The sequence below is a fragment of the Formosa sp. Hel1_33_131 genome, assembly GCF_001735745.1.
In the GTDB taxonomy this organism is placed as follows: Bacteria; Bacteroidota; Bacteroidia; order Flavobacteriales; family Flavobacteriaceae; genus Hel1-33-131.
In genome coordinates, this window is sequence record NZ_CP017260.1 from 1,703,347 (window position 1) to 1,728,845 (window position 25,499).

The window sequence follows — 25,499 nt, forward strand, 5'->3', positions numbered from 1 at the left end:
AATGCAAAGTTTTAGAACCGAAATAGAAAATCCAATTGTCGAAAAAGACATCATCGAATTAGCTCAAAAAATTGAGCAATTTAAAGAGGGAAAACTCGACGAAGAAAAATTCAGAAGCCTTCGTCTCGCGAGAGGCGTTTATGGACAACGCCAACAGGGAGTGCAAATGATTCGAATTAAAATTCCGTACGGAAAAATTTCGAGCCATCAATTGCGCCGTATTTCCGAAGTTTCTGACGAGTATTCTCGTGGACGCCTTCACATTACAACCCGTCAAGACGTTCAGATTCATTATGTCGATTTGAACCGCACTCCCGAACTGTGGGCAGAATTGGAACGCGATAATGTGACCTTAAGAGAAGCCTGTGGAAATACGGTCAGAAATGTCACCGCATCCGAAACAGCGGGTTTTGATATCGATGAACCGTTTGATGTATCGCCGTATGCCGATGCACTTTTTAAATTCTTTTTGAGAAACCCGATTTGTCAAGAAATGGGACGAAAATTCAAAGTTTCTTTTTCGGCTTCCGATGAAGATACGGGCTTGTCTTACATTCATGATCTTGGTTTTATTGCTAAAATTGAAAATAACATTCGAGGATTTAAAGTCATGATTGGTGGCGGATTGGGGTCTCAACCGCGCCATGCCGACACGCTTTATAGCTTTTTACCAACCGATCAAATCATTCCTTTAATGGAAGGCGTCTTACGTGTTTTTGATCGCCATGGCGAGCGTAAAAGTCGCTCAAAAGCCCGCATGAAATTCCTTCTTAAATCGATTGGTTTGGAAGCATTCAGAACACTTATTGAAACAGAGCAAAAAGCCATTGAACAACAAAGTGTCCCGATTGATAGTAACTCTTTTCCACTCTCTAGTCCTGTTGAAATTGAAGCACCGAAAGTTGAAATAAAAGATAAGAAAACTTATGAGCAATGGAAGTTAACCAATTTAATTCCACAAAAACAAGCTGGCTATAAAGCCATTGGAGTCAAAGTATTACTTGGCGATTTTTATACCGACAAAGCAAGAGCATTGGCAGACTTGGTCGAAACCTATGCAGCGGGCGAACTGCGTTTGACTTTGCGTCAAAACATCGTAATTCCTTTTGTAAGAGAAGATTTAATTCCTGTTTTTTATACCGAATTAGAAAAATTAGGATTTACGGAGCTTGGCTATAATAAAGCCGTTGACATCACGGCGTGTCCAGGAACAGATACCTGTAATTTAGGAATTTCAAGCAGTACAGGCATTGCCCGTGAATTGGAAACGGTTATTAAAACTGAATATCCAGAATATCTCAATAACAAAGATTTAGTCATCAAAATCAGTGGCTGTATGAATGCTTGTGGACAACACAACATGGCCAATATTGGTTTTCAAGGAATGTCCATAAAAACGAAAAACAACCTCGTCGCTCCTGCTCTTCAAGTACTGTTGGGCGGAGGAAATTCAGGAAACGGAATCGGCCGGTTTGCGGACAAAGTCATCAAAGTCCCGAGCAAGCGAGGACCACAAGCTTTACGAGTCATTCTCGACGATTATCAGCTGAATTCCGATCAAAAAACATTTTACGATTATTATACCGTTCAAGGAGAAAAATATTTTTACAACCTATTAAAAAGTTTGTCAGACAGCAGCAATTTAGCGGATGATGAGTATATAGATTGGGGATCTAAGGAATCTTATAAAAAAGCCATTGGAGTTGGAGAATGTGCTGGGGTAGTCATCGATTTAATCTCTACACTCTTTTTAGAAAGTGATGAAAAAATCACGGATGCACGCGCCGATTTTGAATCAAAATCTTATAATAATGCCATCTATTTTGCGTACAGTTCTATGGTCAATTCTGCCAAAGCATTATTGTTGTCAAAAGACCACTCTACAAATACGCAGGCATCAATTATCAATCAATTTGATGAGGTTTTTGTTTCTACCAATTTAGTTTCTCTAGGATCTACATTTTCGGAGCTTATATATCAAATTAACAAAAATGAACCTTCGGCATCATTTGCTGAAAATTACATTCAAATGGCCAATGAATTTTTAACAACCGTAAAAGAATTTAGAAAAAATGATCTGGACACTTAAATCTATAGAACGGGTGTCTCGTCGCCCAAAATTGACGGTTGTAGGCGCAGGCCCAGGCGATCCAGAACTCATCACACTGAAAGCGATCAAAGCCATCAGTACGGCCAATGTTATTTTATACGATGCACTTGTGAATAGTGAACTATTAAAATATGCATCGTCTATCGCTGAGAAGATTTTTGTAGGAAAACGCCGCGGCTGTTATTCCTATCAACAAGAACAAATTAATGATTTGATTGTCGCAAAAGCCAATCGTTATGGGCATGTGGTGCGACTGAAAGGAGGCGATTCTTTTGTGTTTGGACGTGGCTCAGAAGAAATTGAGTTTGCACAACAAAACAACCTACAAACGGAAGTGGTGCCTGGGATATCTTCGGCCTTGGCAGTGCCCGCAGGACAAGGAATTCCACTCACCATGCGCCATGTATCTGAAAGTTTTTGGGTCATTACGGGAACCACCAAAATGCATCAACTTTCTTCGGACATTAAAATTGCAGCACAATCAACCGCAACCATTGTCATCTTAATGGGGATGGGGAAATTAAGCGAAATTGTGGACGTCTTTTCTCAAGCAGGCAAAGAACAAACGCCTGTAGCCATCATTCAAAACGGAACAACGGATCACGAAAAATCTGGCTTTGGAACGATTGAAACTATTGAACATGTGGTGGCTGAAAAACAATTAAGCTCTCCAGCCATCATTGTGATTGGAGACGTCGTTGCCAACAGAGTTCAACTAGCCTCCATTTCAAAAGAAGTACAAACCGATTCTTTATATCAAACTCATGGAATCTAGAAACAACCTGTACCCGATTTTTCTAAAAGCTAAGGCACTTCATGTGCTTATTATTGGCGGTGGAAATGTGGCGGAAGAGAAATTACATTTCTTGTTAAAATCAAGCCCAGATGCGAAAGTCACCATCGTTTCCCCAATGTTTAGAGAGGGCACCTTGGCTTTGGCAAACTCTTTTGATGTAGAGTTGATTTACGACACCTATAATAACTCCTACTTAAAAGGGAAACATTTAGTGATTGCCACCACCGACATTCCCGAGGTCAATGTGGAGGTTTACAACGATTGCAAAGCGCGGCATATTCTCGTCAATGTAGCGGACAATCCGCCTTATTGTGATTTTTATATGGGAGGCATTGTGACCAAAGGGCATGTTAAAATAGCCATTTCAACCAATGGACAATCGCCCACCACAGCCAAACGCTTGCGTCAATTTTTTGAAGATGTCATCCCAGAGAATGTGGATGATTTGGTTCAAAATTTAAATGAATTTAGAAAAACAATTAAAGGTGATTTTGAACAGAAAGTTCAAACCCTTAACGAATTTACAAAAGGATTAATTAGTAAAAAATAAATAGAATGATTCAAACAGATATTTTAATAATAGGCGCAGGACCCACAGGGCTTTTTACCGTTTTTGAAGCAGGATTGCTGAAACTGAGATGTCATATTATAGATGCACTTCCACAAGCAGGTGGGCAGTGCTCAGAAATATACCCCAAAAAACCGATTTATGATATTCCAGGATTTCCTGAAATATTAGCAGGCGATCTTACCGAAAACTTGTTAGAGCAAGGCAAACAATTTGAACCAGGGTTTACCCTTGGAGAACGTGCTGAAACCATTGAAAAACTAGAAGACGGTAGTTTTATTGTCACCACCAATAAAGGCACCAAACATGCGGCGCCTATTGTTGCCATTGCAGGAGGTTTAGGTTCTTTTGAACCGAGAAAACCAGATTTAGAACACCGTGATTTTTATGAAAATAGAGGACTTAATTATTTCATTAAAGACCCCGAAGTGTACCGCGATAAGCGGGTTGTGATTTCTGGAGGGGGCGATTCAGCCTTAGACTGGAGTATCTTTTTGGCAGATGTCGCAAAAGAAGTTACTTTGATTCATCGACGAAACGAGTTCAGAGGTGCCTTGGATTCTTTAGAAAAAGTTCAAGATTTGACAGCTTCAGGAAAAATTAATTTAATCACGCCTGCCGTGGTTACCAAAATTGGTGGGGAAGATCACATCGAAAACGTAGTGGTTTCCAAAGAAGGCGAAGAACTTAGGATCGATACGGATTATTTTATCCCCTTATTTGGATTATCGCCAAAATTAGGACCCATTGGCAATTGGGGTTTAGAAATCGAAAAAAACGCCATCAAAGTGGATACCTTGGATTATCAAACAAACATCCCAGGTATATTTGCGATTGGAGATGTCAACACCTATCCGGGGAAATTAAAGCTGATTCTTTGTGGATTTCACGAAGCAACACTGATGTGTCAAGCCGCCTATAAAATCATCAACCCGGGGAAGAAATACGTTTTAAAATACACCACCGTAAGTGGCATTGACGGATTTGACGGCAGTCGGAAAGAAGCCCCAAAAGCGGTGGTCAAAGCACTTGCATAACTAATTAGAAAAACTCAATTTAGGATGTCAAACATTTATAACGAACTACAAAAACGAATCTTGATTTTAGATGGAGCCATGGGAACCATGCTTCAAGACTATGATTTTTCTGAAGAAGATTATAGAGGCGAGCGTTTTAAGGATTATCCTACTTCTTTAAAAGGAAACAACGATTTGTTAAGTTTGACACAACCCGATGCGATTGCCGAAATTCATCATAAATATTTTGAAGCCGGAGCCGATATCGTCGAGACCAATACTTTTTCAGGAACGTCTATTGCGATGGCAGATTACAACATGGAAAATTTGGTTTATGAGCTGAATTACGAATCCGCCAAAATAGCCAAACGTGTTGCAGATACATTCACCAAATCCGAGCCTCACAAACCCCGGTTTGTTGCCGGAAGTATTGGGCCGACAAACAAAACAGCCAGCTTATCCCCAGATGTCAACCGACCGGAATACCGCGCCATTACGTTTGATGAATTACGCATTTCGTATAAACTTCAAGTCGAAGCACTCATGGATGGCGGCGTCGATTTACTGTTGGTAGAAACCATCTTTGATACCTTAAATGCCAAGGCAGCTTTGTTCGCTATCGAAGAGGTGAAAGAAGAACGCAACACAGACATTCCGATCATGGTATCGGGAACCATTACAGACGCTTCGGGGCGCACGCTTTCAGGGCAAACGGTCGAAGCTTTTTTGACTTCCATTTCACACATTCCCCTATTGAGTGTTGGGTTTAATTGTGCTTTGGGAGCCGATCAACTGCGTCCGTATTTACAACGCCTTTCCAACGAAACTAACTTTTATACCTCGGCACATCCCAATGCAGGGTTGCCTAATGCTTTTGGAGAATATGACGAAACTCCAGAAGAAATGACCGCCTTTATTGAGGCCTATTTTAAAGACGATTTAATCAATGTGATTGGCGGTTGCTGCGGCACCAATCCAGCGCATATCAAGTCAATTTTTGAAGCCTCTCAAAACTACCAACCACGTCAATTAAAACACAACTAGTTATGGAGAGTGACTGTAAAAAATACCTGACCCTTTCTGGACTCGAGCCTTTAGTCGTCACTCCAGAATCTAATTTTGTAAACGTCGGTGAACGTACCAACGTGACGGGATCAAGAAAATTTTTGAGGTTAATCAAAGAAGAAAAATACGAAGAAGCTTTATCCGTTGCTAGAGATCAAGTGGATGGAGGTGCGCAAATCATTGATGTCAATATGGACGAAGGGATGTTGGACGGCGTCTATGCGATGACCACTTTTTTGAATCTCATCGCATCCGAACCTGATATTTCCAGAGTGCCTGTTATGATCGATAGCTCTAAATGGGAAATCATCGAAGCCGGACTGAAAGTCGTACAGGGAAAATGTGTGGTCAATTCCATCAGTCTTAAAGAAGGCGAACAAGAATTTATCCGTCAAGCCAAATTAGTCAAACGCTATGGCGCTGCTGTGATTGTGATGGCTTTTGATGAAACAGGGCAAGCAGATACCTACCAACGCCGCATCGATATTTGCAAGCGTTCGTATGATATTTTAGTGGAGGTTGTCAAATTTGCACCCCAAGACATCATTTTTGACCCCAATATATTTCCTGTGGCTACTGGAATGGACGAACACCGTAAAAATGCTTTAGACTTTTTTCAAGCCACCAAATGGATTCGTACCAACTTACCTTATGCCAATGTTTCTGGAGGGGTGAGTAATGTGTCATTTTCATTTCGTGGAAATAATATTGCTAGAGAAGCCATCAACTCGGCTTTCCTCTACCACGCGATTAAAAACGGCATGAACATAGGCATTGTCAATCCAACCATGTTGGAGATTTACGATGAAATTCCTAAAGATTTATTGGAGTGTGTGGAGGATGTTTTGTTTGATCGAAAAGACGATGCTACCGAACGCCTTTTGGACTTGGCAGAAACCTTAAAAGGACAAAAAAACGATGTTGAGGTCGCTGTTTTAGAATGGCGAAATAAACCCTTACAAGAGCGCATCACTCATGGTTTGGTCAAAGGAATCGATGCCTTCATTGTAGAAGATGTAGAAGAAGCGCGCGTATTAGCTCAAAAACCCATTGAGGTTATTGAAGGCAATCTAATGATCGGGATGAATGTGGTGGGCGATTTATTTGGCAGTGGTAAAATGTTTTTGCCACAAGTGGTCAAATCCGCCCGTGTGATGAAACGCGCCGTGGCACATTTACAACCCTTTATTGAGGCCGAAAAAGACGGAAAAATTGAATTTGCTGGTAAAATTTTAATGGCAACCGTCAAGGGCGATGTGCATGATATTGGAAAAAATATTGTGAGTGTTGTTTTAGGTTGTAATAATTATGAGATTGTAGATTTAGGCGTGATGGTGCCGCCTGAAAAAATCATAGAAACCGCCATCAAAGAACAAGTGGATATTATTGGGCTCAGTGGGCTCATTACGCCCTCTTTAGACGAGATGGTCTATGTATCCAAAGAAATGGAAAAGCAAGGGTTCAAAATCCCTCTAATGATTGGTGGGGCGACGACCTCCAAAGCGCATTCTGCGGTGAAGATTGCGCCCCACTATAGCCATACAGTCATTCATGTCAACGATGCGTCTAGAGCTGTGACTGTGGTAGGTGATTTACTCAAAAAAGACAACCAACAACACCTTAGCGATTTAAGAACGTCTTACGATGTATTTAGAGAGCAATTTTTAAGCAGAACCAAGCAAAAGGAATACATTTCTATAGAGGAAGCCCGCTCCAAAAAATATAAAATTAACTGGGAACAAACGACCATTGTCAAACCTAAAAAATTAGGGATTCAAGTGATTCAAGAGTTTGACATTACAAAACTTGAAGAATTCATTGATTGGAGTCCGTTTTTTAGAAGTTGGGACCTTCATGGGAAATATCCCAACATATTAACAGATGAGGTTGTAGGAGAACAAGCTACCGAATTGTTTAAAGATGCTCAAGAATTGTTGCAACGTATTTTTTCAGAGAAATTATTGGGAGCCAAAGCCATTTTTGGATTGTTTCCAGCCAATACAATCAATGATGATGACATTGAAATTTATGACGAAAACGGAGATATACAACATACCTTTTTAACGCTTCGTCAGCAACTCAAAAAACGAGCGGAAGTTCCCAATATCGCACTGTCTGATTTTATTGCCCCGAAGTCAACTGGGCAAACCGATTATATGGGTTGTTTTTGTGTGAGTACAGGTTTTGGAACCAAAGCACTTGCCGAAGCATTTGAAGCAGATCATGACGATTATAACTCCATTATGATCAAAGCCCTCGCCGATCGATTGGCAGAAGCTTTTGCGGAATACTTACACAAAGAAGTACGGGTCAATCATTGGGGCTACGCTGCGGATGAAGCCCTTTCCAATACCGATTTAATCAAAGAAACGTACAAAGGCATTCGTCCCGCGCCCGGCTATCCTGCCTGTCCAGACCATTTGGAGAAACAAACGATTTGGAAACTTTTGGAAGTCGAACAACAGATAGGAGTGGAGCTCACCGAAAGTTTGGCCATGTGGCCAGCCGCCAGTGTCAGTGGGTATTATTTTGGAAATCCTGAAGCCAAGTATTTTGGTTTGGGAAAAATTACAGAAGATCAATTGATTGATTATTCAAAACGAAGAGACATTAGTATCGAAGATGCTCAAAAATGGTTAAACCCAAATTTAGCAAACTAAACAGCCAATTATGAAAGTTACAGACCATTTAAAAAACGCCAACGGAAAGACTTTATTTTCATTTGAAATTATTCCCCCTAAAAAAGGAAAAAATATTCAGGAGTTGTATAATAACATCGATCCATTGATGGAATTCAATCCACCTTTTATTGACGTGACCACGTCAAGAGAGGAGTATATCTATATAGAAAAAAAGGGCTTGTTTGATCGGAAAATCACCAGAATGCGCCCCGGAACTTTGGGAATTTGCGCCGCCATCAAACACAAATACGAGGTGGATACCATTCCGCACGTACTTTGTGGCGGGTTCACCAAAGAAGAAACAGAGTATCTGTTGGTCGATTGTCATTATTTGGGAATTGACAATGTGATGGCACTTCGAGGCGATACGATGCCGCATCAAAAATATTTTGAACAGACCAAAGGCGGACATAACTATGCAACAGATTTGGTGCAGCAAATACATAAATTAAACAAAGGACAGTATTTACACGATGTTGAAGAAGTTGACAACAAACCTGATTTTTGCATTGGTGTTGCGGGCTATCCCGAAAAACACATTGAATCGCCTTCCTTGCATTCGGATTTGTTGCGCTTAAAAGAAAAAGTCGATGCAGGCGCAGATTATGTGGTGACTCAAATGTTTTTTGATAACCAACGGTATTTTGAATTTGTAAAAATGGCGAGAGAAATGGGGATTACTGTTCCCATCATCCCAGGGATTAAGCCCTTGGCTATTGAAAAACATTTACAATTACTACCACAAGTTTTTAAAATAGACTTGCCAGAAGCGCTCATCAAAGAAGTGAATAAATGTGACACAAACGCACAAATACGACAAGTAGGCGTGGAGTGGACCATTCAGCAGTCCAAAGAATTACTGGACTTTGGCGTGCCGGTATTGCATTATTATTCGATGGGAAAAAGTGATAATATCAAAGCCATTGCTTCCCAGTTGTTTTAAGTGGTGAACCTCCCAGAATTCTGTATAATAAAAAAGAGGCTGTCTGAAAAGTCTTTTTCTTGTCAAGCTGAACTCGTTTCAGCTTCTCATAATTATTGATTTTCAACATTTTGAGATTCTGAAATAAATTCAGAATGACAGGTTTTCTACTTTTTAGACGACCTCTTTATATTGTAGTAATTAAGCCTTATTCTTTGACGATTTTCATTGTCTTACTATTGTTTGAGTTGTCTTTAAGTTGAACAAAATAAATACCCTTATTCAAATCAGAGATATCAAATGAATTGTTGTTAAGTTGAGATGCATTAAGATTCATAACCTTCTGTCCAAGTTGATTGAAAATTGAAATTTCTTTGATATTTCTAATGTCAGTACCTGCGATATTAATTAACCCGTTTGTTGGATTTGGATAAAGTTCTACGTCTGATGTATTAAAACCTTCAACAGAAAGGCTAGAGTTAACAGTTACGGACATATTATCTATCACTAACCGAAACATATCTGTGCAATCCCAGTGTCTAACAAACATTCTTACGGTTAGGTTAGAAAAATTTGTCACGGCGTCGACGTTCTCAATTGTAATAGAAACGGTTTTTGGAGAATCCACACTTGCAGCACTCGTTAATATTTCAGTATGAAAAGGTAAAGATTGAGCATCTTCAGTTCCTACTGATTCATACAGTCCAATAGAAAATTTTTCTCCGGCCCAAGAGGAATCTGCTGCATACACATCAACAGATATAGTAACACTTTCTGTATTGGCAGGAATAGTCATTTCAGGACTAAAAATCCAATTGTCAGGTGTTAATGCTGTAAGAGTATCATTGTGAAATGATTCTGAGAAAAACGCTATCGTAACTGGGTCAAGCTCACTTTCGGCTGCATTCATGGCTTGGAAACCAAAAGTATCCCCGTCAGCATCAATAACTAGATAGTCCGCTGTTGCATAATCATCACAATCTGTAGACCATAATGGGTCTTGTGAATAGCTAAAAAACCCTACTAATAGGGCTAATAAAGTAATTTTTTTCATAATATTTTGTTTATTGATTAAGGAGTAAAGTTAAACAAAATAAATAAATAAAACAAAAATAATGTAACATTAAGGCTTTCGTTTTGAGGTTTTTGTTAAATAAATAGCAGTTTTGATCTATTAAATTAATAATGTTCTATTAAACATAAAGATTCAATAATCAGCATTTCGCAGTTTCAATTATTTAACGTATTTCTAAGAAACAATACGTTTTATATGTGTAATTTTGGATTTCAATGAAGACTGTTTGAAGAAAATTGAAACCATAAAAAAACCAATCACTTATGAGATGGAGCTTTTCGAAAAGAAATTTCGATTGTCCATGTCCAGTCGGGTGGCACTTCTGAACCGTATTACGCATTATATTGTCAACCGCAAGGGAAAACAAATGCGTCCTATGTTTGTGTTTTTGACGGCTAAGATGATTTCCAATGGGGAAGTGAGCGAACGCACCTACAGAGGAGCATCCGTGCTTGAATTGATTCACACCGCTACTTTGGTGCATGACGATGTGGTGGATGAAAGCGACCGTCGCCGTGGTTTTTTCTCCATAAATGCGCTTTGGAAAAATAAGATTGCCGTTTTGGTAGGCGATTTTTTATTATCAAAAGGGCTTTTGTTGTGTATTGATAATAATGATTTTGACCTCTTAAAAATAATCTCAGTAGCCGTTCGTGAAATGAGCGAAGGCGAGTTGTTGCAAATCGAAAAAGCCAGAAACCTAGACATTACCGAAGCCATCTATTACGAAATAATTCGTCAAAAAACAGCCACGCTTATTGCCGCCTGTTGTAGTTTGGGTGCCGCCTCCGTGAAACCCCTTTCTGAAGAGGTGGAAACGATGCGTAAATTTGGAGAGCTTATTGGAATGGCGTTTCAAATAAAAGATGACTTGTTTGATTACGGTACCCAACAAATTGGGAAACCTACGGGAATTGATATCAAAGAACAGAAAATGACGCTTCCACTTATATATGTGTTGAACCACTGTTCTAAAAAAGAAAAAAGTTGGTTAATTAACTCTGTTAAAAATCACAACAAAGACTCCAAACGTGTGAAAGAAGTGATTGCTTTTGTAAAAGACAATGGCGGTTTGGACTATGCGGTGTCAAAGATGAAAGCATTTCAGGAGCAGGCTTTAAAATTACTCGAACCGTTCCCAGAATCGCCTTACAAAAAATCTCTGATTTTGATGGTGAACTACGTCATTGAAAGAAATAAGTAAGGGGACTAAAGCCCTAGGTGTTTTACTGCGGGACTTCCAAATTCATAGCCATAAGCCCTCCATGAACTGGGTTCGCTTTCATACTTCCAAACAACATCGCCATCAGGGGTGACTTCCCACATTCCAAAATCACCTTCACAAATGAGCGTGTTTCCATTGCCCAATCGGTCCGCTCCCGAAATTCTTACAAAGTGCAGTTCTTCATCCGTAAAGCTCCATACAGTTGTGGGTTCGTTGTTGGTATTAGGCAGCAATGAATAAGGTTCAGGAAGCCTCATTTCATAAACAGTAGATTGTTGCAATCCGTCAGGACCGGAATTACCATAAATCAACATATTGCCTGCTCCAGGGACTCCGTTTTTTAATAAATTAGGAAAGTGATTGCTGTAAAACGTTCGCGTTCCAGATGAATTGTTATAGGCCATAGGGTTTCCAAAACGGTACAGCAAATCGCCGCCTTTGTTGTAATTTCCACCGGAGTTACTGCTTGCTTCATTGATTGTGGTGCTGTGGTCGACAGCCCACACCTCACTAAAGAAATTGACACTTATATAGACAACATCTTTGACAGCGTCGTAACTGAGGCCATTAGCATGCATAAAGTCTCCGCTAGGCTTTAAATTATAGTTGATATTGATGCGTTGTGGGTTGTCTGATATTGCGCCGTAATTAGGGGCATTGGAATCATGTTCTTGAACAATATGATCCCAGCTGCGCCATTCCCATTCCACTTGATTGGTATTGGGATTGACTTCGATTAATGTTTCTACATAAACGTTTGAATCAAAATCGACTCCAGCAGCTTGTACTTCAGCAGCATCAATTTCCTCCCAGACTAAAAAAATCACATTTCCATTTGGCAACATTTCAACGTCATGGTGTCCGATGTCGTTTCCGTTGACGTAATCGTAACTCCAGGCTTCAGTTCCAGCTTCGTCAAAAATTTTGACAACACCTCCATAGCCTCCAAAGTTAACAACCGGATCGGATCGTTTAAACATTCCAATGCTTTTTCCATCGGGTAACAGTTCAAAATCGTTTCCAAGATTTGTTTCAAAGTTCCATTCATAAAGCGTATTCCCTTGTTTGTCTACTAAAAGGGATGTTGTTCTTCCGCTTTTAACAAGTAAACTTAGATGGTCATGAATTTTTTCGGAATCATACACTAGAACGTTATCCGTTAAAATAACTTCGGGTTCAGGGGGCGTAATTTCTGTGTCGTCTTTACAGCTAAAACTCAAGAGGATAAACAGAAAAGTAATTGGGGCTTTACATTTCATGATCCAAAAATAAACAAAAATGTGTAATGTATCTAACTTAATTCTTGTATTTTTATGAGCCCGAAAAAAATCTTTTAAAAAAAGCATTTAATTTGATATCAAAAGCCACCATAGATCAAGTATTTGACACTGCCCGTGTAGAGGAAGTGATCGGCGATTTTGTGCAATTAAAAAAATCGGGAAGTAACTTTAAAGGTTTAAGCCCTTTTAGTGAAGAACGCACCCCAAGTTTTATGGTGTCTCCTGTAAAACAAATTTGGAAAGATTTTTCAACAGGAAAAGGAGGAACCTCCGTTTCATTCTTAATGGAACATGAGCATTTCACCTATCCTGAAGCCATCAAATATTTAGCTCGAAAATATAACATTGAAATTGAGGAAACCGTACAGTCGGATTCTGATAAAGAAGCCGCCGGAGAACGTGAAAGTATGTATTTGGTCAGTGAGTACGCGAGAACCTATTTTCATAATACACTGCTTAAAACCGATGCTGGAAAAGCGATTGGCCTTAGTTATTTTAAGGAACGTGGATTTACTGAAGAGACGATCAAAGATTTTCAGTTGGGGTATTCTACGGATGCTTGGAGTGGATTGACAGATTCAGCGCTTAAAAAAGGGTATCAGTTAAAATATTTAGAAAGCACGGGTCTTTCGATTGTGAAAGAAACCAAACAGTTTGACCGTTTCAAAGGGCGGGTGATGTTTCCCATTCATAGCATGTCTGGACGGGTACTTGGATTTGGTGGAAGAATTTTGGCTAAGAACGAAAAAGCAGCCAAATATCTCAACTCTCCAGAGAGTGATATTTATCACAAAAGTAAAGTCTTATATGGAATTTACTATGCCAAACAAACGATCGCCAAAGAAGATAATTGTTATTTGGTAGAAGGCTATACCGATGTGATTCAATTCCATCAGAAAGGGATTAAAAATGTGGTGTCCTCTTCGGGAACTGCTTTGACGCCTGACCAAATTCGATTGATCAATCGCTTGACAAAAAACATTACAGTCCTGTTTGATGGCGATCCCGCAGGAATAAGAGCCGCACTTCGTGGGATCGATTTGATTTTGGAGCAAGGCATGAATGTCAAAATTTGCACCTTTCCAGAAGGTGAAGATCCGGACAGTTTTGCAAAACAAAATACGCTTGAAGAATTACAAGCCTATCTAAAAGAAAACGCAAAGGATTTTATTGCTTATAAAGCATCTTTGTTGATGGAAGAAGCGCAAAATGATCCAGTGGCAAAAGCCAATTTGATTCGGGACATGGTCACCAGTATTTCTAAAGTGACCGATAACATTCAACGTGAAATTTATGTGCGGGAGTGTTCTCGTATTATGGACATTAGCGAAGGAGTGCTTTTTAGTACACTGGCGCAGATGGGAAAAAAAGCGGAGAATGACGCCAACAAATCTTACAATCAAAAACAAAAAGCATTTGAAGTTGTCAAATCCACAGCAGCACCCATAAAAGTGGACATTCAGTACGAGCTGGAACAAAAAATCATTGAAATATTACTCTTATACGGAAGTCGAAAAGAGTCTTTCGAAGATTTAATTTTGAAAGAAAACGACAAAGGAGCATTGGCGCTCGAACCCGTCATTCATGAGGTTAAAGTTTTTGAGAAAATATTTCTGGATTTACAAGAGGATGAAATGCAGTTTACCAATGAGAATTTCAAAACGCTTTATTATACGATTATCGACAGTTTAAACCAGACAGAAGATTTTGTGATTGAATCTTTTGTGAATCATTTAGATCCTGTGTTAGCATCCGATGTGACTGATATTTTGATGAATGAAGAACGCTACAATCTTCATAATTGGGAGAAAAATAATATTTTTCCAAAACAAAAAGATGTGAGTATTGCGCAGTTGGTCAGTGAAACAATTTTGACTTTGCGTTGTTTTTTAATCGACCGAAAAGTGGATGAAATCAAACAAGATACGCAGGATGAAGTGGACCACAGAACGCTTTTGGAAGATGTGTTGAATTACTCCAATTTAAAAATGTTGTTATCCAGAAAACTGAGTCGCGTCCTCTAAACGTTATTTGTTCTGACGTCCGTGATCGATCAATTCGACAAGATTTGAAACATTTAATTTTTTCATCAAACGCAGTTTATAAGTACTCACGGTTTTTTCATTGATGTTCAATTGATCCGCAATGTCTTTGTTTCTTTTCCCAGAAGATATGAGCTTCAAAACTTCCACTTCACGGGTCGAAAGTTTCTTGTACAAATTCATGGTTCCGAGATTATTTTTTTCAAAGGTAAGACTCTCCGCAAGTTCCTTACTGACATAAATACCTCCTTTAAACACCTTTAGAATGGCGCGTTTGATGGTAGAGGTGGTCACCGTTTTAGAGAGATAACCAGAAGCCCCTGCTTTGATCGCGCTGATCGCATAAATATCCTCTGGATGTGTGCTAAAAATAATCACACTTACATCGTTAAATTCTTTTTTTATCGTACGAAGCACCGTGATTCCATTGATGTCCGGAAGGTCCATAGTCATGAGAACGATGTCTGTATTGGATTTTTTGAGATAGTCTAAAAGTTGCTTTGCAGAGTTTGCGGTGTTTACAATTTTAATATCTGCTGAGTTCTCAAACAACACACGAATCCCATAGCTTACAATGGGTTGATGATCTGCAACGAGGACTCGAATCATGTTATTTTATTTTAAGTTTTGAGGAATTTCACAGACAGGGATGGGGTTCATTTTATGTTTATTGGCCGCATTGTAGCGTGAATAAATTTCAAGAACCGTACGTTCTCTGCCTTCAAAATCGTCCACTGTTTTTCCGTTTTCAACCTCCTTCATAGCCCATTCCAATTCGGGATACGAAGCCCCAATTTGGTCTTCGTCACTTCGGGAGTCCCCAAACAAACCATCACTTGGTGCTGCGGTTAAGATGCTTTCAGGGATTTCTAAAGCCCTTCCTAAATCGTACACTTCCGATTTTAAGAGGTCTGCAATTGGGCTGAGGTCCACGCCGCCATCTCCATATTTTGTATAAAATCCAACGCCAAAATCTTCCACTTTATTTCCGGTTCCAGCCACTAGTTTTCCTAAAAGTCCCGCATAGTAATAAAGAGTGGTCATTCGCAACCGTGCTCTCGAATTTGCCAATGCCATATCGACCATGATTGTGCTGCCTTCCAAATCAATTTCAGATTTAAAACTTTCAAAAACGGGTGTTAAATCAACCCGAGTGGACTGTACATTTGGAAACCTATTTTTCAGTTGTTCGATGTGTTCCTGAGCTCTTGACACATGACTTTCTGTTTGGTGAATGGGCATTTCTAAACACATCACATCCAGTCCCGTGAGGGCACAAAGTGTTGAGGTCACTGCAGAATCCACCCCGCCAGAAACGCCAACCACAAAACCACTGACCTTTGCGTTTTCGGCATAGGTTTTTAACCATTCTACAATATGGGGTGTCACTGATTTTGTGTTCATAGATTTCATTTTTTTGATAGTGACACAAAAGTAAACTATTCTAGATAATTTATTTTTATCTAGGTAAAGATAATACACTTAAAAGACAATTCATTGGTTAGTTTTTCGTTTGTTAATTTAGTGAAGTTATTCGCTATGTTTAAAAGTGAGAGATTGATGATGCGCCTTTAATTTTTAATATAATCAAACCCCTTATCCAAAATAGATTAATTACTTTTGCCATTCAATTGGTATTAAACTTATAATTTGAAATTCAACAGTACGCAATCAACCTCATTCTCGGTCTTAAAAACCATTGTTTTTTTGTTGGTTATTTGTGTATTTTCATGTCAAAATTCATCAAAAGTTGAAAAAGAAATATCTGGAATTGTTCTGAATTTAAACATTGAACGATTCGATCAGTTGTTTGCGACTTCAGCACCTTCGGAGCTTCCAGCTTTAAAACAAAACTATCCGTTTTTATTTTCCAAAAGATATGCAGACTCTGTATGGGTTCAACGTATGAGCGATCCAATTCAGCAGCTTCAAAATAAAGCGGTAGACAGTGTTTTTGAAGATTTCTCTAGTATTGAATCTGAAATAATAAGCTTTTATCAGCACCTTAAATATTATAACAAAGCACTCAAAACACCACGGCTAATTACGGTACTTTCTGATGTTGATTACCGTAATAAAGTGGTCGTTACAGATTCTATTGTGCTTATTGCATTAGACACTTATCTTGGAGCAGAGCATGAATTTTATGCAAGTTTTTATGATTACATCAAACAAAATTTAAATAAGGATCAAATTGTTTCAGACTTGGCAACGGCTTATGCAGAGCAATTGATTTACCAACCCAAACGGGCCACGTTTCTAGAAGAAATGATTTACTATGGGAAGCAATTGTATTTGAAAGATCTTTTGATTCCATTTAAAGATAACAATCAAAAAATAGGTTATTCTTCAGCGCAATATGAATGGGCAGAAGAGAATGAGTTTTATATATGGCAGTACTTTGTTGAAAAGGAATTGTTGTATGAAACGGATCGAAAATTACTGTCACGGTTTATCATACCCGCTCCTTTTTCTCGATTTAATTTGGAATTGGACAGTGAGTCGCCAGGTCGGCTCGGTCAATATATAGGATGGCAAATTGTAAAATCCTATATGGAAAACAACGAAACCCCTTTACTTCAAATGCTTCAAATGGAAGCAACAGAGATTTTTAACAACGCAAAATTTAAACCAAAAAAATAATGGCAACCCATACTTCAAAGATAGAAATGACCGTAGAATTAGACGAAAATCGCGTGCCAGAAAATTTATTTTGGACGGCTCAAGATGGAGGAGTTGCTAATGAAGAAGCCAAGGCCATGATGTTGTCTGTGTGGGATCAAAAAAAACAGGAAACCCTTCGTATTGATTTGTGGACCAAAGACATGCCAGTGGATGAAATGAAATTATTTTTTCATCAAACATTGGTGACCATGAGTGACACCTATTTACGTGCGACTCAAGATGAGAAAATGACCGCTACGATGAAAGATTTCTGTGATTATTTCGCTGAGAAATTAGAACTTGTAAAGAAGTAAATTACCATTCATTTAAGCGGTTGGAATCTAGTTTTAAAAAGATAAAAACCAAGATTGTAAACGCCCAAAGTCCTGACCCTCCATAACTAAAAAAGGGTAAGGGAATTCCAATGGTCGGAATGAGTCCCATTACCATCCCAATATTAATTAAAAAGTGGACAAACAGAATACTTGCGACGCTGTAGCCATAGACCCTGCTAAATTGTGATTTCTGCTGTTCTGATAGATATACAATGCGTAGAATCAACAACACAAATAGTAGAATAACGGCACTACTTCCAAAGAATCCCCATTCTTCACCAACGGTACTAAAGATATAATCGGTGTGTTGTTCTGGCACAAATTTTCCTTTGGTACGTGTGCCATCCATAAAACCTTTTCCAAACGTGCCTCCAGATCGAATTGCTTTCTCCGACTCATTTAGGTTGTAAGAAATATTGCGCTTCATGGCTTGCAGTTTTTCGGGATCTTTTTCCAAGCGAAGCCAAAGTCCAATACGATCTTGTTGGTGGTTTTGAAGAACGTTATTATAGGCCCATTGCACCCCAAAACTCAATCCAATACTACAGATTAATACCGCCAGTACACCTCCTATTTTTTTCTTTTTACGTTTAAAAAATAGCTGATATATGAAAAGTAGTACCGCCATTGAGAGACATACTGCTGTTGCAGAAAACTTTAAAGTCGCAATGCCTAAAAATGCTACAAACACTGCAAATAATAGGTAGTACTGAGGAATGCCTTCTCTGTAAAACACAAAAAATAAACTTCCAAAAACGAGGGTGCTTCCCGCATCATTTTGTAACAGAATTAAACCTGCTGGGATACCGACTAAGAAGGCTGCTCTTATCTGGTCTTTTTGTTCTTTGATGTTGGTTTGCAGGTCGCTAATATACTTTGCTAGGGCCAAGGCCGTGGCGAATTTGGCAAATTCACTTGGCTGTAAAGTCATCCCCCCAAAATCATACCAAGAGATCGCCCCATTAATTTGCTTTCCGAAAATAAATAAACCGATTAGAGAAAGAATGGATCCGAGGTAAATGATGCTCGCAAAGCGTTCGTAAAACTTAGCATCGACGGATAAAATCAATATAATTAAGATAATAGAACCTATGATAAAAATCAGTTGTTTGCCGTAGGGCTTGCTAATGTCAAAGTAGGATGTAAACTCACCCGCCGCAGAGGCGGATAAAATATTGAAATACCCAAATATAACCAGTGCTGTAAAAATAATTACAGCCATCCAATCTAATTGAAAACTATTGGCGCGATTCAGGTTCATTTATCATTTATTTTAAAAGGTTTGCCGCTGTAAGGTTTAAGGTATTCGTCTTCTAAACTTTTTTCGAGAACCAATTTTTCCATGCGTTTTAAGGTGACTTCTCCTTTTATGTATTTTTCAATCATCAAACTGGCTATACGTCCTGCCCAACGGGAACCGTAATATCCGTTTTCAACCAGAATGGCAATCGCAATTTTAGGATTATCTTTTGGAGCAAAAGCCACAAATATGGAATGGTCTGTGAGTTGTTGCCGTACTCCGTCAATTTTGGTGAAATTTTCGGCGGTGCCTGTTTTACCGCAAATTTCTATTCCCGGAACTTTCAGAAAACTGGCAGTTCCTTTTTTATAGACATCGTGCATTCCTTCAATAATAGGATCAAAATAGCCAGGATTAATGGACGTTTGTTTGGGGGTTGTAAAGTTAGGATTCATCTCTTCACCCTCAATAGATTTTAGGATGTGAGGGGTGTAATAATAGCCTTTATTCGCAATGGCGGCAGTCATATTTGCCAATTGAATGGGCGTCACTAAAATCTCACCCTGACCAATCGCATTAGAAATGATGGTGGTAGCACCCCATTGAAAATCGGGATACCATTGGTCATAATAATTTCCATCAGGAATGTTTCCTTTTTTTCCTACCGATAAATCATTTCCCAAAAAATTCCCTAAACCGAAACTTTTTATATGACTGCTCCAGATGTCCATGGACTCAGAAGCATCACTATATTTTTCAACAGTCGTTCTGAAAGCCATCGCAAAATAAGAGTTACACGAATAACTAATTCCAGAATCTAGATTTCTGAATCCACCCCCACAATGGCACTGCATGACGCGTTTGTTTTTTCCATAGATGTATTTTCCCGAACAAATAATATTTGTTTTTGGAGTGATAGCATTTTCTTGTAAAGCGGTTAATGCCACTAACAATTTAAAAGGCGACCCTGGGACATGCATTCTTGTGAGACCTTTATCGATTAAAGGCCGATGAATGGAATCTAAATATAGCTTGGTGTAGTTTTTGGAGCGTTGGCGGCCGACTAATAAGTTTGGATTGTAAGAAGGTGCGGAGACAAGACTTAATATTTCGCCTGTACTTGGTTCAATGGCAACAATCCCTCCAATTTTGTTTTGCATCAGTAATTCCCCATAGGCCTGAAGCTCAGAATCAATGGTAATTTTAATGTCTTTTCCAGGCACTGGAAGTGTGTCAAACGCCTCGTCTTTATAGGCGCCAATATCTCTGTTGTAAATATCTTTTTGGATGTATTTCACCCCTTTAATCCCTCTGAGTATTTTTTCATAAGAAATTTCGACGCCTTGCTTTCCAATCAAATCACCAAGACGGTAGTAGGAATCCTTTGCAATTTCACTCGTATTTGCCTCAGCGATGTAGCCTAATACATTGGCACCAATGGAGGTTTGATAATCTCTTACGGACCTTTTTTGAATATAAAACCCTTTGAATTTTCTTAATTTTTCAGAGAGAAAAGCATAGTCTTCTTTTGAAAGGTGTGCTAAAAACACCGACGGTAATCGGGGCGAATAGCGCTTGGCGCGGTTGTAATATTTAAGAAAATTGGGCTTGTCAATTTTTAAAAGCTTACAAAACATAAGCGTATCTAAAGTCTCGACTTCTCTAGGAATCACCATCACGTCATAACTCGGTTGATTGGCCACCAAAAGACTGTCATTTCGATCGTAGATATAGCCGCGTTTTGGGTAATGAAACACTTTGCGAATGGCGTTGTCATTATCCATATCGAAGGCATCGGCAGTGTAAATTTGCAAATAAAACAAACGTCCAACAAAGCTAATCCCCGTTAGAATAACCAATCCAAAAAGCAGTACTTTTCTCATGTTTCTTTTTTGCTAAATAGTGATGAAAAGAGTAAACAAAGTATCAATGTAAAAATGCTGGAATACAAGGCTTGTTCAATGATTAATGCTATTTTATTTTCATCAAACAAAACAAGAGAAAATAAAATGAAATGATGAATTACGATGAGGAATAAAAAGTAAACCAAGCGTTGACTAAAGCCAGTGTTGCTAAATTTTATTGCTTGATAATCATACGCTGCTCCAAATGAAAACTTCAGAAAAAGTGGTCGGATGTAGGCAATAGCCACACTTGCTGCTGCGTGCATTCCTCCAGAATCTAAAAATATATCGATAGACAATCCTAACAAAAAGCTCACGAAAATAAACAACAAGCGATTGTTTACAATGGGGTATAACAATATAAAAATGACATAGACATAAGGATTCAGGTCTCCTAAAAAATTGATATTACTACAGACAACGACCTGAAATATAACCAGTCCTATAAAACTTAAAATAGTTTTCAATACACTATTATTCATCGGAAAGATTTAAGGCTTCTAGCTCGTTAATATCTGTATTTTTTATAATGTAAACATGCTCCAGATTTTTCATGTCATTAAACAATTTGACATCAATAATATAAAGGTCTTCTGTATCATTGAGCCGGTAAGAATTAATGCTTCCAACAGGAATGTTAGGAGGGAAGGTTGAGGAGTATCCACTAGTGACAATCGTATCTCCGACAGTCAATTCTACAAGGTCTTGTACGTCTTTTAGTTGTGCTATTTCTGGAGATTTACCATCCCAACTCAAAATCCCAAAATAATTTGTTTTTTGTAATTTCACATTAATCCGACTGTTTGTATTTAAAATTGATAACACCCTAGAATAGTTTTTAGAGGTAGCGTCAATGATTCCCACAATACCTTTGGAAGTAATCACGCCATAATCTTCTTTAATACTGTCGCTTCGCCCTTTGTTAAGAGTTAAATAATTATTGGGAAGAGAAAAGCTGTTTTTATAAACCAGACTTGGGTGCAAGTCGTATTTGTATTCCAAAACAGAATCGACGGGAACAGAATCCTCATGACTAAAAACCATCATTTTCAAGCGGCTATTTTCCTCTAGAAGTAATTGGTTCTCCTTTTTTAAATTGAAATATTGAGTGACGCCATGAAACGTGCCGTAGATACTCCCGGTTATTTGATTGGAAGAATTCAGGAATTTACTGCGGTGATACTCATGCGATTGAATCGTGAGTGAAAAGGCATAAGAAAACAACAACAAAAACAAGACAAATGTTTTGTTTTTAATGAAGAAATTAAAAAGTTGTTGCATTACTTAAGTTCTATTTTATCAAGACACTTTTATACTTCGCAATATTTTTTAGAACAATTCCAGTTCCTCTAACAACGGCTCTTAGCGGATCTTCCGCAATATAAACAGGCAAGTCTGTTTTTTGAGACAATCGTTTGTCCAAACCTCTTAACATCGATCCACCACCTGCAAGATAGATGCCTGTGTTGTAAATATCAGCCGCCAGTTCTGGAGGTGTTTGTGAGAGGGTTTCCATCACGGAATCTTCAATTCTAAGAATCGATTTGTCCAATGCTTTCGAAATTTCTCGGTGCGTAATTTGAACCTGTTTTGGTTTTCCTGTCAACAAATCTCGCCCTTGAACGTTCATTTCATCTGGCGGAATTTCTAAATCTTCCGTCGCGGCACCAATTTGTATTTTTATTTTTTCTGCGGTGCGATCTCCAACATATAGGTTATGTTGTGTACGCATATAATATATGATATCATTTGTAAAGACATCTCCTGCTACTTTTACGGATTTGTCACAGACAATACCTCCGAGAGCAATCACAGCAATTTCGGTAGTTCCACCACCAATGTCCACAATCATATTTCCTTTTGGTTGCATGATATCCACTCCAATCCCAATAGCCGCAGCCATTGGTTCATGAATTAAATACACTTCTTTACCGTTCACACGTTCAGCCGATTCTTTTACCGCACGCATTTCTACTTCGGTAATCCCCGAAGGAATACAAATCACCATTCTCAGAGAGGGTGTGAATAATTTATTCTTTAGTGCTGGAATACTTTTGATAAACAAACTTATCATTTGTTCAGACGCATCAAAATCTGCAATAACACCATCTTTCAGGGGGCGAATTGTTTTGATGTTTTCATGCGTTTTTCCTTGCATCAAGTTGGCTTCTTTACCGACCGCAATAATTTTTCCAGAGACACGGTCTCTAGCAACAATGGAAGGGCTGTCAATCACAACTTTGTCATTGTGAATAATTAAAGTGTTGGCGGTGCCTAAATCGATGGCTATTTCTTCTGTCAAGAAGTCAAAAAATCCCATATGCTATAAAAAATTTATCAAAAATATTAAAGTAATATGCTGTTTTGTAAATGTACTAAAATAAACTTGAGTTTGAAAATAGCTTTTACGTAAATAATTTAGTGTTTAAAATGACGTGTTTTTGTAAACACCATCGCTACATTGTTGGCGTTGCAATAATCAATACTCAACTGATCTTTAATGGAGCCTCCCGGTTGGATGACGGCTGTAATTCCTGCATTTTTTGCAATTTCCACACAATCAGGAAATGGGAAAAAAGCATCACTTGCCATCACGGCACCGTTCAATTTGAAATCAAATGAATTCGCTTTATGGATGGCTTGATTTAAAGCATCGACACGACTTGTTTGTCCCGTTCCACTCGCAAATAATTGTTTGTTTTTGGCTAAAACAATAGTATTTGACTTGGTGTGTTTGCATATTTTAGAAGCGAATAATAAATCTTCAATCTCACTTTCAATTGGGGTCGCAGTAGTTGCGTTTTCCAAGATCTTTCGCTCATCGGTAATCATGTTTTTCTCCTGAACTAAGACACCATTCAAACAACTTCTTACACCAGTTTCGGGTAAATCAACCGTATTTTGAATTAATAAAATTCTATTCTTTTTTCCTTTTAAAAGCGTTTCTGCTTCTGTACTGAAAGAAGGTGCAATGACCACTTCACAAAATAAACCGTGAATTTCCTCAGCAGTCGCCAAGTCAATCTCGCTGTTAGAAATTAAGACACCACCAAAAGCCGATACAGGATCTCCTGCCAAGGCATCTACATACGCTTGATGGATGGTCTCTCGTTGTGCAACACCACAGGCATTGTTGTGTTTTAAAATGGCAAACGTTGGTTTTTCATCATGAAATTCATTCATTAGGTTCACAGCGGCATCCACATCCAATAGGTTGTTGTAGCTCAATTCTTTTCCGTGAAGCTTCGTAAACATGGCTTCAAAATCGCCAAAGAAATAGCCTTTTTGATGTGGGTTTTCTCCGTAACGAAGTACTTTGCCTTCGGTTTCACTAATTTTTAAAACAACCTCTTCTTTTTCGCTATTGAAATAATTAAAAATAGAACTGTCGTAATGCGATGACACATTAAAGGATTTGGTAGCAAAGCGTTTGCGGTCTTCAATTGAAATGCGTCCTTCGTCCTCAGAAATGAGTCCTAAGAATTCAGCATAATCGTCTACAGACGATACACAGATTACATCTTTATAATTTTTGGCGGCGGCACGAATTAATGAAATCCCACCGATGTCAATTTTTTCAATAATATCGTCATTGCTAGCACCTGATGCGACTGTTTTTTCAAATGGATACAGATCCACAATAACAGCATCGATTTGAGGAATTGAAAACGAATTCATTTCTTCCACATCTTGTGCATTGTCTTGACGGTTTAAGATCCCACCAAATATTTTTGGATGCAAGGTTTTTACACGTCCTCCAAGAATAGAAGGGTAGTCTGTGATCTCTTCTGCGGGTACGACCTTAATTCCTAAGTCGTTAATAAATTTTTGAGTGCCTCCAGTGGAGTAGATGGTCACACCTTGTGCGTTGAGTTTTTCAACAATGGGTGCGAGTCCCTCTTTGCTAAATACGGATATTAAGGCGGATTTGATTGTTTTGCTTTGGCTCATTTGGAAGTCTAAAAATTAAAAAACAAAAGTAGGCAATTATCACAGAAAAATGGAGTCGAAATTCCTCTAAAAAAAAGGTTTTTTTTAACGAATCCCTAGAGTTGTTAACAACTACATAAGCGTAGCAACCGATTGGCACACAAATTCTAAGAAATGTTCATCAGCATCTGTAAATGGGTCAGCTGTACTAGAATCAATATCTATTTGCCCTATGTTTTGACCATTGACAAACAAAGGGACTACAATTTCAGATTTCACATTGATGTTACAAGCAATATAATTATCCTGTGCTTTCACATCGGGAACCACAAAATTTTCATTGCTTAGGGCGACTTGCCCGCAAATCCCTTTACCAAACGGGATGATTGTATGGTCTGTAGGAGTTCCTGAATAAGGACCAAGTTTCAACTCTTCCTTGTCTCCATTTTTAAAATAAAACCCAACCCAATCATAATGAGGTATTTCCGTTTTTAATAAATCACAGATCAATTGCAAGCTGTGATCCTTTGAACTAGAATCTGAAATTATGGCTGTTATTTTAGGTTTTAAAACATCAAAAGTCATGAAAAATAATTTTTGTAAAAATACCATTTCTGCGTTTAATCCTATTAAATTGAATTAATTT

At 38.5% G+C, this 25,499-nt stretch carries 22 protein-coding genes; 11 read left to right on the plus strand and 11 right to left on the minus strand.

All coding sequences use genetic code 11. The annotated features are described in order from the left end of the window. Position 1: 1 nt before the first annotated feature. Genes FORMB_RS07690 through metF form a run of 7 tightly spaced genes read left to right on the plus strand, consistent with a single transcriptional unit; the run spans position 2 to position 9,179 of the window. Positions 2 to 2,089 (plus strand): HEPN domain-containing protein, encoded by a 2,088-nt coding sequence (locus FORMB_RS07690; protein WP_069676900.1) that lies wholly within the window; start codon positions 2 to 4, stop codon positions 2,087 to 2,089. After that, entirely contained in the window at positions 2,073 to 2,885 is an 813-nt protein-coding gene (gene cobA, locus FORMB_RS07695; protein ID WP_069676901.1) for a uroporphyrinogen-III C-methyltransferase, read from the plus strand. The genes FORMB_RS07690 and cobA overlap by 17 nt, the downstream gene beginning before the upstream one ends. After that, complete coding sequence (locus FORMB_RS07700; protein ID WP_069676902.1) at positions 2,875 to 3,456, plus strand: precorrin-2 dehydrogenase/sirohydrochlorin ferrochelatase family protein; 582 nt, start codon at positions 2,875 to 2,877, stop codon at positions 3,454 to 3,456. The genes cobA and FORMB_RS07700 overlap by 11 nt, the downstream gene beginning before the upstream one ends. A 5-nt stretch (positions 3,457 to 3,461) precedes the next feature. Continuing rightward, positions 3,462 to 4,511 (plus strand): NAD(P)/FAD-dependent oxidoreductase, encoded by a 1,050-nt coding sequence (locus FORMB_RS07705; protein WP_069676903.1) that lies wholly within the window; start codon positions 3,462 to 3,464, stop codon positions 4,509 to 4,511. 24 nt (positions 4,512 to 4,535) lie between these two features. Next, complete coding sequence (locus FORMB_RS07710) at positions 4,536 to 5,534, plus strand: homocysteine S-methyltransferase family protein (RefSeq protein ID WP_069676904.1); 999 nt, start codon at positions 4,536 to 4,538, stop codon at positions 5,532 to 5,534. Between the two features lie 2 nt (positions 5,535 to 5,536). Further along, complete coding sequence (metH, locus tag FORMB_RS07715; RefSeq protein WP_069676905.1) at positions 5,537 to 8,215, plus strand: methionine synthase; 2,679 nt, start codon at positions 5,537 to 5,539, stop codon at positions 8,213 to 8,215. Between the two features lie 10 nt (positions 8,216 to 8,225). Then, complete coding sequence (gene metF, locus FORMB_RS07720; protein ID WP_069676906.1) at positions 8,226 to 9,179, plus strand: methylenetetrahydrofolate reductase [NAD(P)H]; 954 nt, start codon at positions 8,226 to 8,228, stop codon at positions 9,177 to 9,179. A gap of 187 nt (positions 9,180 to 9,366) precedes the next feature. On the opposite strand, the gene FORMB_RS07725 is transcribed toward metF, so the two are convergent. Beyond that, positions 9,367 to 10,212 carry a T9SS type A sorting domain-containing protein gene (locus FORMB_RS07725; protein WP_069676907.1) on the minus strand — a complete coding sequence of 282 codons (846 nt, stop codon included), beginning with the start codon at positions 10,210 to 10,212 and terminating at the stop codon, positions 9,367 to 9,369. Positions 10,213 to 10,459: 247 nt separating this feature from the next. Here FORMB_RS07725 and FORMB_RS07730 point away from each other — a divergent pair, with 247 nt between their 5' ends. After that, the gene (locus FORMB_RS07730) at positions 10,460 to 11,437 is read left to right on the plus strand and encodes a polyprenyl synthetase family protein (protein ID WP_069677934.1); all 978 of its coding nucleotides are present in this window, start codon (positions 10,460 to 10,462) and stop codon (positions 11,435 to 11,437) included. Positions 11,438 to 11,442: 5 nt separating this feature from the next. On the opposite strand, the gene FORMB_RS07735 is transcribed toward FORMB_RS07730, so the two are convergent. Beyond that, positions 11,443 to 12,717 (minus strand): aryl-sulfate sulfotransferase, encoded by a 1,275-nt coding sequence (locus tag FORMB_RS07735; RefSeq protein WP_069677935.1) that lies wholly within the window; start codon positions 12,715 to 12,717, stop codon positions 11,443 to 11,445. A 92-nt stretch (positions 12,718 to 12,809) separates the two neighbouring features. Between FORMB_RS07735 and dnaG the strand changes: the two genes are divergently transcribed. Beyond that, positions 12,810 to 14,762, plus strand: coding sequence for a DNA primase (dnaG, locus tag FORMB_RS07740; RefSeq protein WP_069677936.1), 1,953 nt, complete (start codon positions 12,810 to 12,812; stop codon positions 14,760 to 14,762). A 3-nt stretch (positions 14,763 to 14,765) separates the two neighbouring features. Here the strand turns inward: dnaG and FORMB_RS07745 are convergent, their stop codons facing one another. Further along, a complete protein-coding gene (locus FORMB_RS07745; RefSeq protein WP_069676908.1) occupies positions 14,766 to 15,389 on the minus strand; it encodes a response regulator in 624 nt (207 codons plus the stop codon). A 6-nt stretch (positions 15,390 to 15,395) separates the two neighbouring features. Then, the gene (gene nadE, locus FORMB_RS07750; protein WP_069676909.1) at positions 15,396 to 16,184 is read right to left on the minus strand and encodes an NAD(+) synthase; all 789 of its coding nucleotides are present in this window, start codon (positions 16,182 to 16,184) and stop codon (positions 15,396 to 15,398) included. Positions 16,185 to 16,430: 246 nt separating this feature from the next. Between nadE and gldB the strand changes: the two genes are divergently transcribed. After that, positions 16,431 to 17,423: a gliding motility lipoprotein GldB gene (gene gldB, locus FORMB_RS07755; RefSeq protein WP_069676910.1), complete on the plus strand. Its 993-nt coding sequence runs from the start codon at positions 16,431 to 16,433 to the stop codon at positions 17,421 to 17,423. Further along, positions 17,423 to 17,758: a gliding motility protein GldC gene (gene gldC, locus FORMB_RS07760; protein ID WP_069676911.1), complete on the plus strand. Its 336-nt coding sequence runs from the start codon at positions 17,423 to 17,425 to the stop codon at positions 17,756 to 17,758. Before gldB ends, gldC begins: the two co-directional genes overlap by 1 nt. 1 nt (position 17,759) lies before the next feature. Here the strand turns inward: gldC and rodA are convergent, their stop codons facing one another. From rodA to FORMB_RS07795, 7 genes are all read right to left on the minus strand, one after another. Next, positions 17,760 to 19,040 carry a rod shape-determining protein RodA gene (rodA, locus tag FORMB_RS07765; RefSeq protein WP_069676912.1) on the minus strand — a complete coding sequence of 427 codons (1,281 nt, stop codon included), beginning with the start codon at positions 19,038 to 19,040 and terminating at the stop codon, positions 17,760 to 17,762. Further along, on the minus strand, positions 19,037 to 20,902 hold the full coding sequence (mrdA, locus tag FORMB_RS07770; RefSeq protein WP_069676913.1) for a penicillin-binding protein 2: 1,866 nt from the start codon (positions 20,900 to 20,902) through the stop codon (positions 19,037 to 19,039). The genes rodA and mrdA overlap by 4 nt, the downstream gene beginning before the upstream one ends. After that, complete coding sequence (gene mreD, locus FORMB_RS07775) at positions 20,899 to 21,405, minus strand: rod shape-determining protein MreD (RefSeq protein ID WP_069676914.1); 507 nt, start codon at positions 21,403 to 21,405, stop codon at positions 20,899 to 20,901. Before mreD ends, mrdA begins: the two co-directional genes overlap by 4 nt. Then, the gene (mreC, locus tag FORMB_RS07780) at positions 21,398 to 22,204 is read right to left on the minus strand and encodes a rod shape-determining protein MreC (protein ID WP_069676915.1); all 807 of its coding nucleotides are present in this window, start codon (positions 22,202 to 22,204) and stop codon (positions 21,398 to 21,400) included. The genes mreD and mreC overlap by 8 nt, the downstream gene beginning before the upstream one ends. Before the next feature lie 10 nt (positions 22,205 to 22,214). Then, entirely contained in the window at positions 22,215 to 23,243 is a 1,029-nt protein-coding gene (locus tag FORMB_RS07785; RefSeq protein WP_069676916.1) for a rod shape-determining protein, read from the minus strand. Between the two features lie 98 nt (positions 23,244 to 23,341). Further along, positions 23,342 to 24,874 carry a bifunctional phosphoribosylaminoimidazolecarboxamide formyltransferase/IMP cyclohydrolase gene (gene purH, locus FORMB_RS07790; RefSeq protein ID WP_069676917.1) on the minus strand — a complete coding sequence of 511 codons (1,533 nt, stop codon included), beginning with the start codon at positions 24,872 to 24,874 and terminating at the stop codon, positions 23,342 to 23,344. Between the two features lie 111 nt (positions 24,875 to 24,985). Further along, complete coding sequence (locus FORMB_RS07795) at positions 24,986 to 25,438, minus strand: GAF domain-containing protein (RefSeq protein ID WP_069677937.1); 453 nt, start codon at positions 25,436 to 25,438, stop codon at positions 24,986 to 24,988. Positions 25,439 to 25,499: the final 61 nt, after the last annotated feature.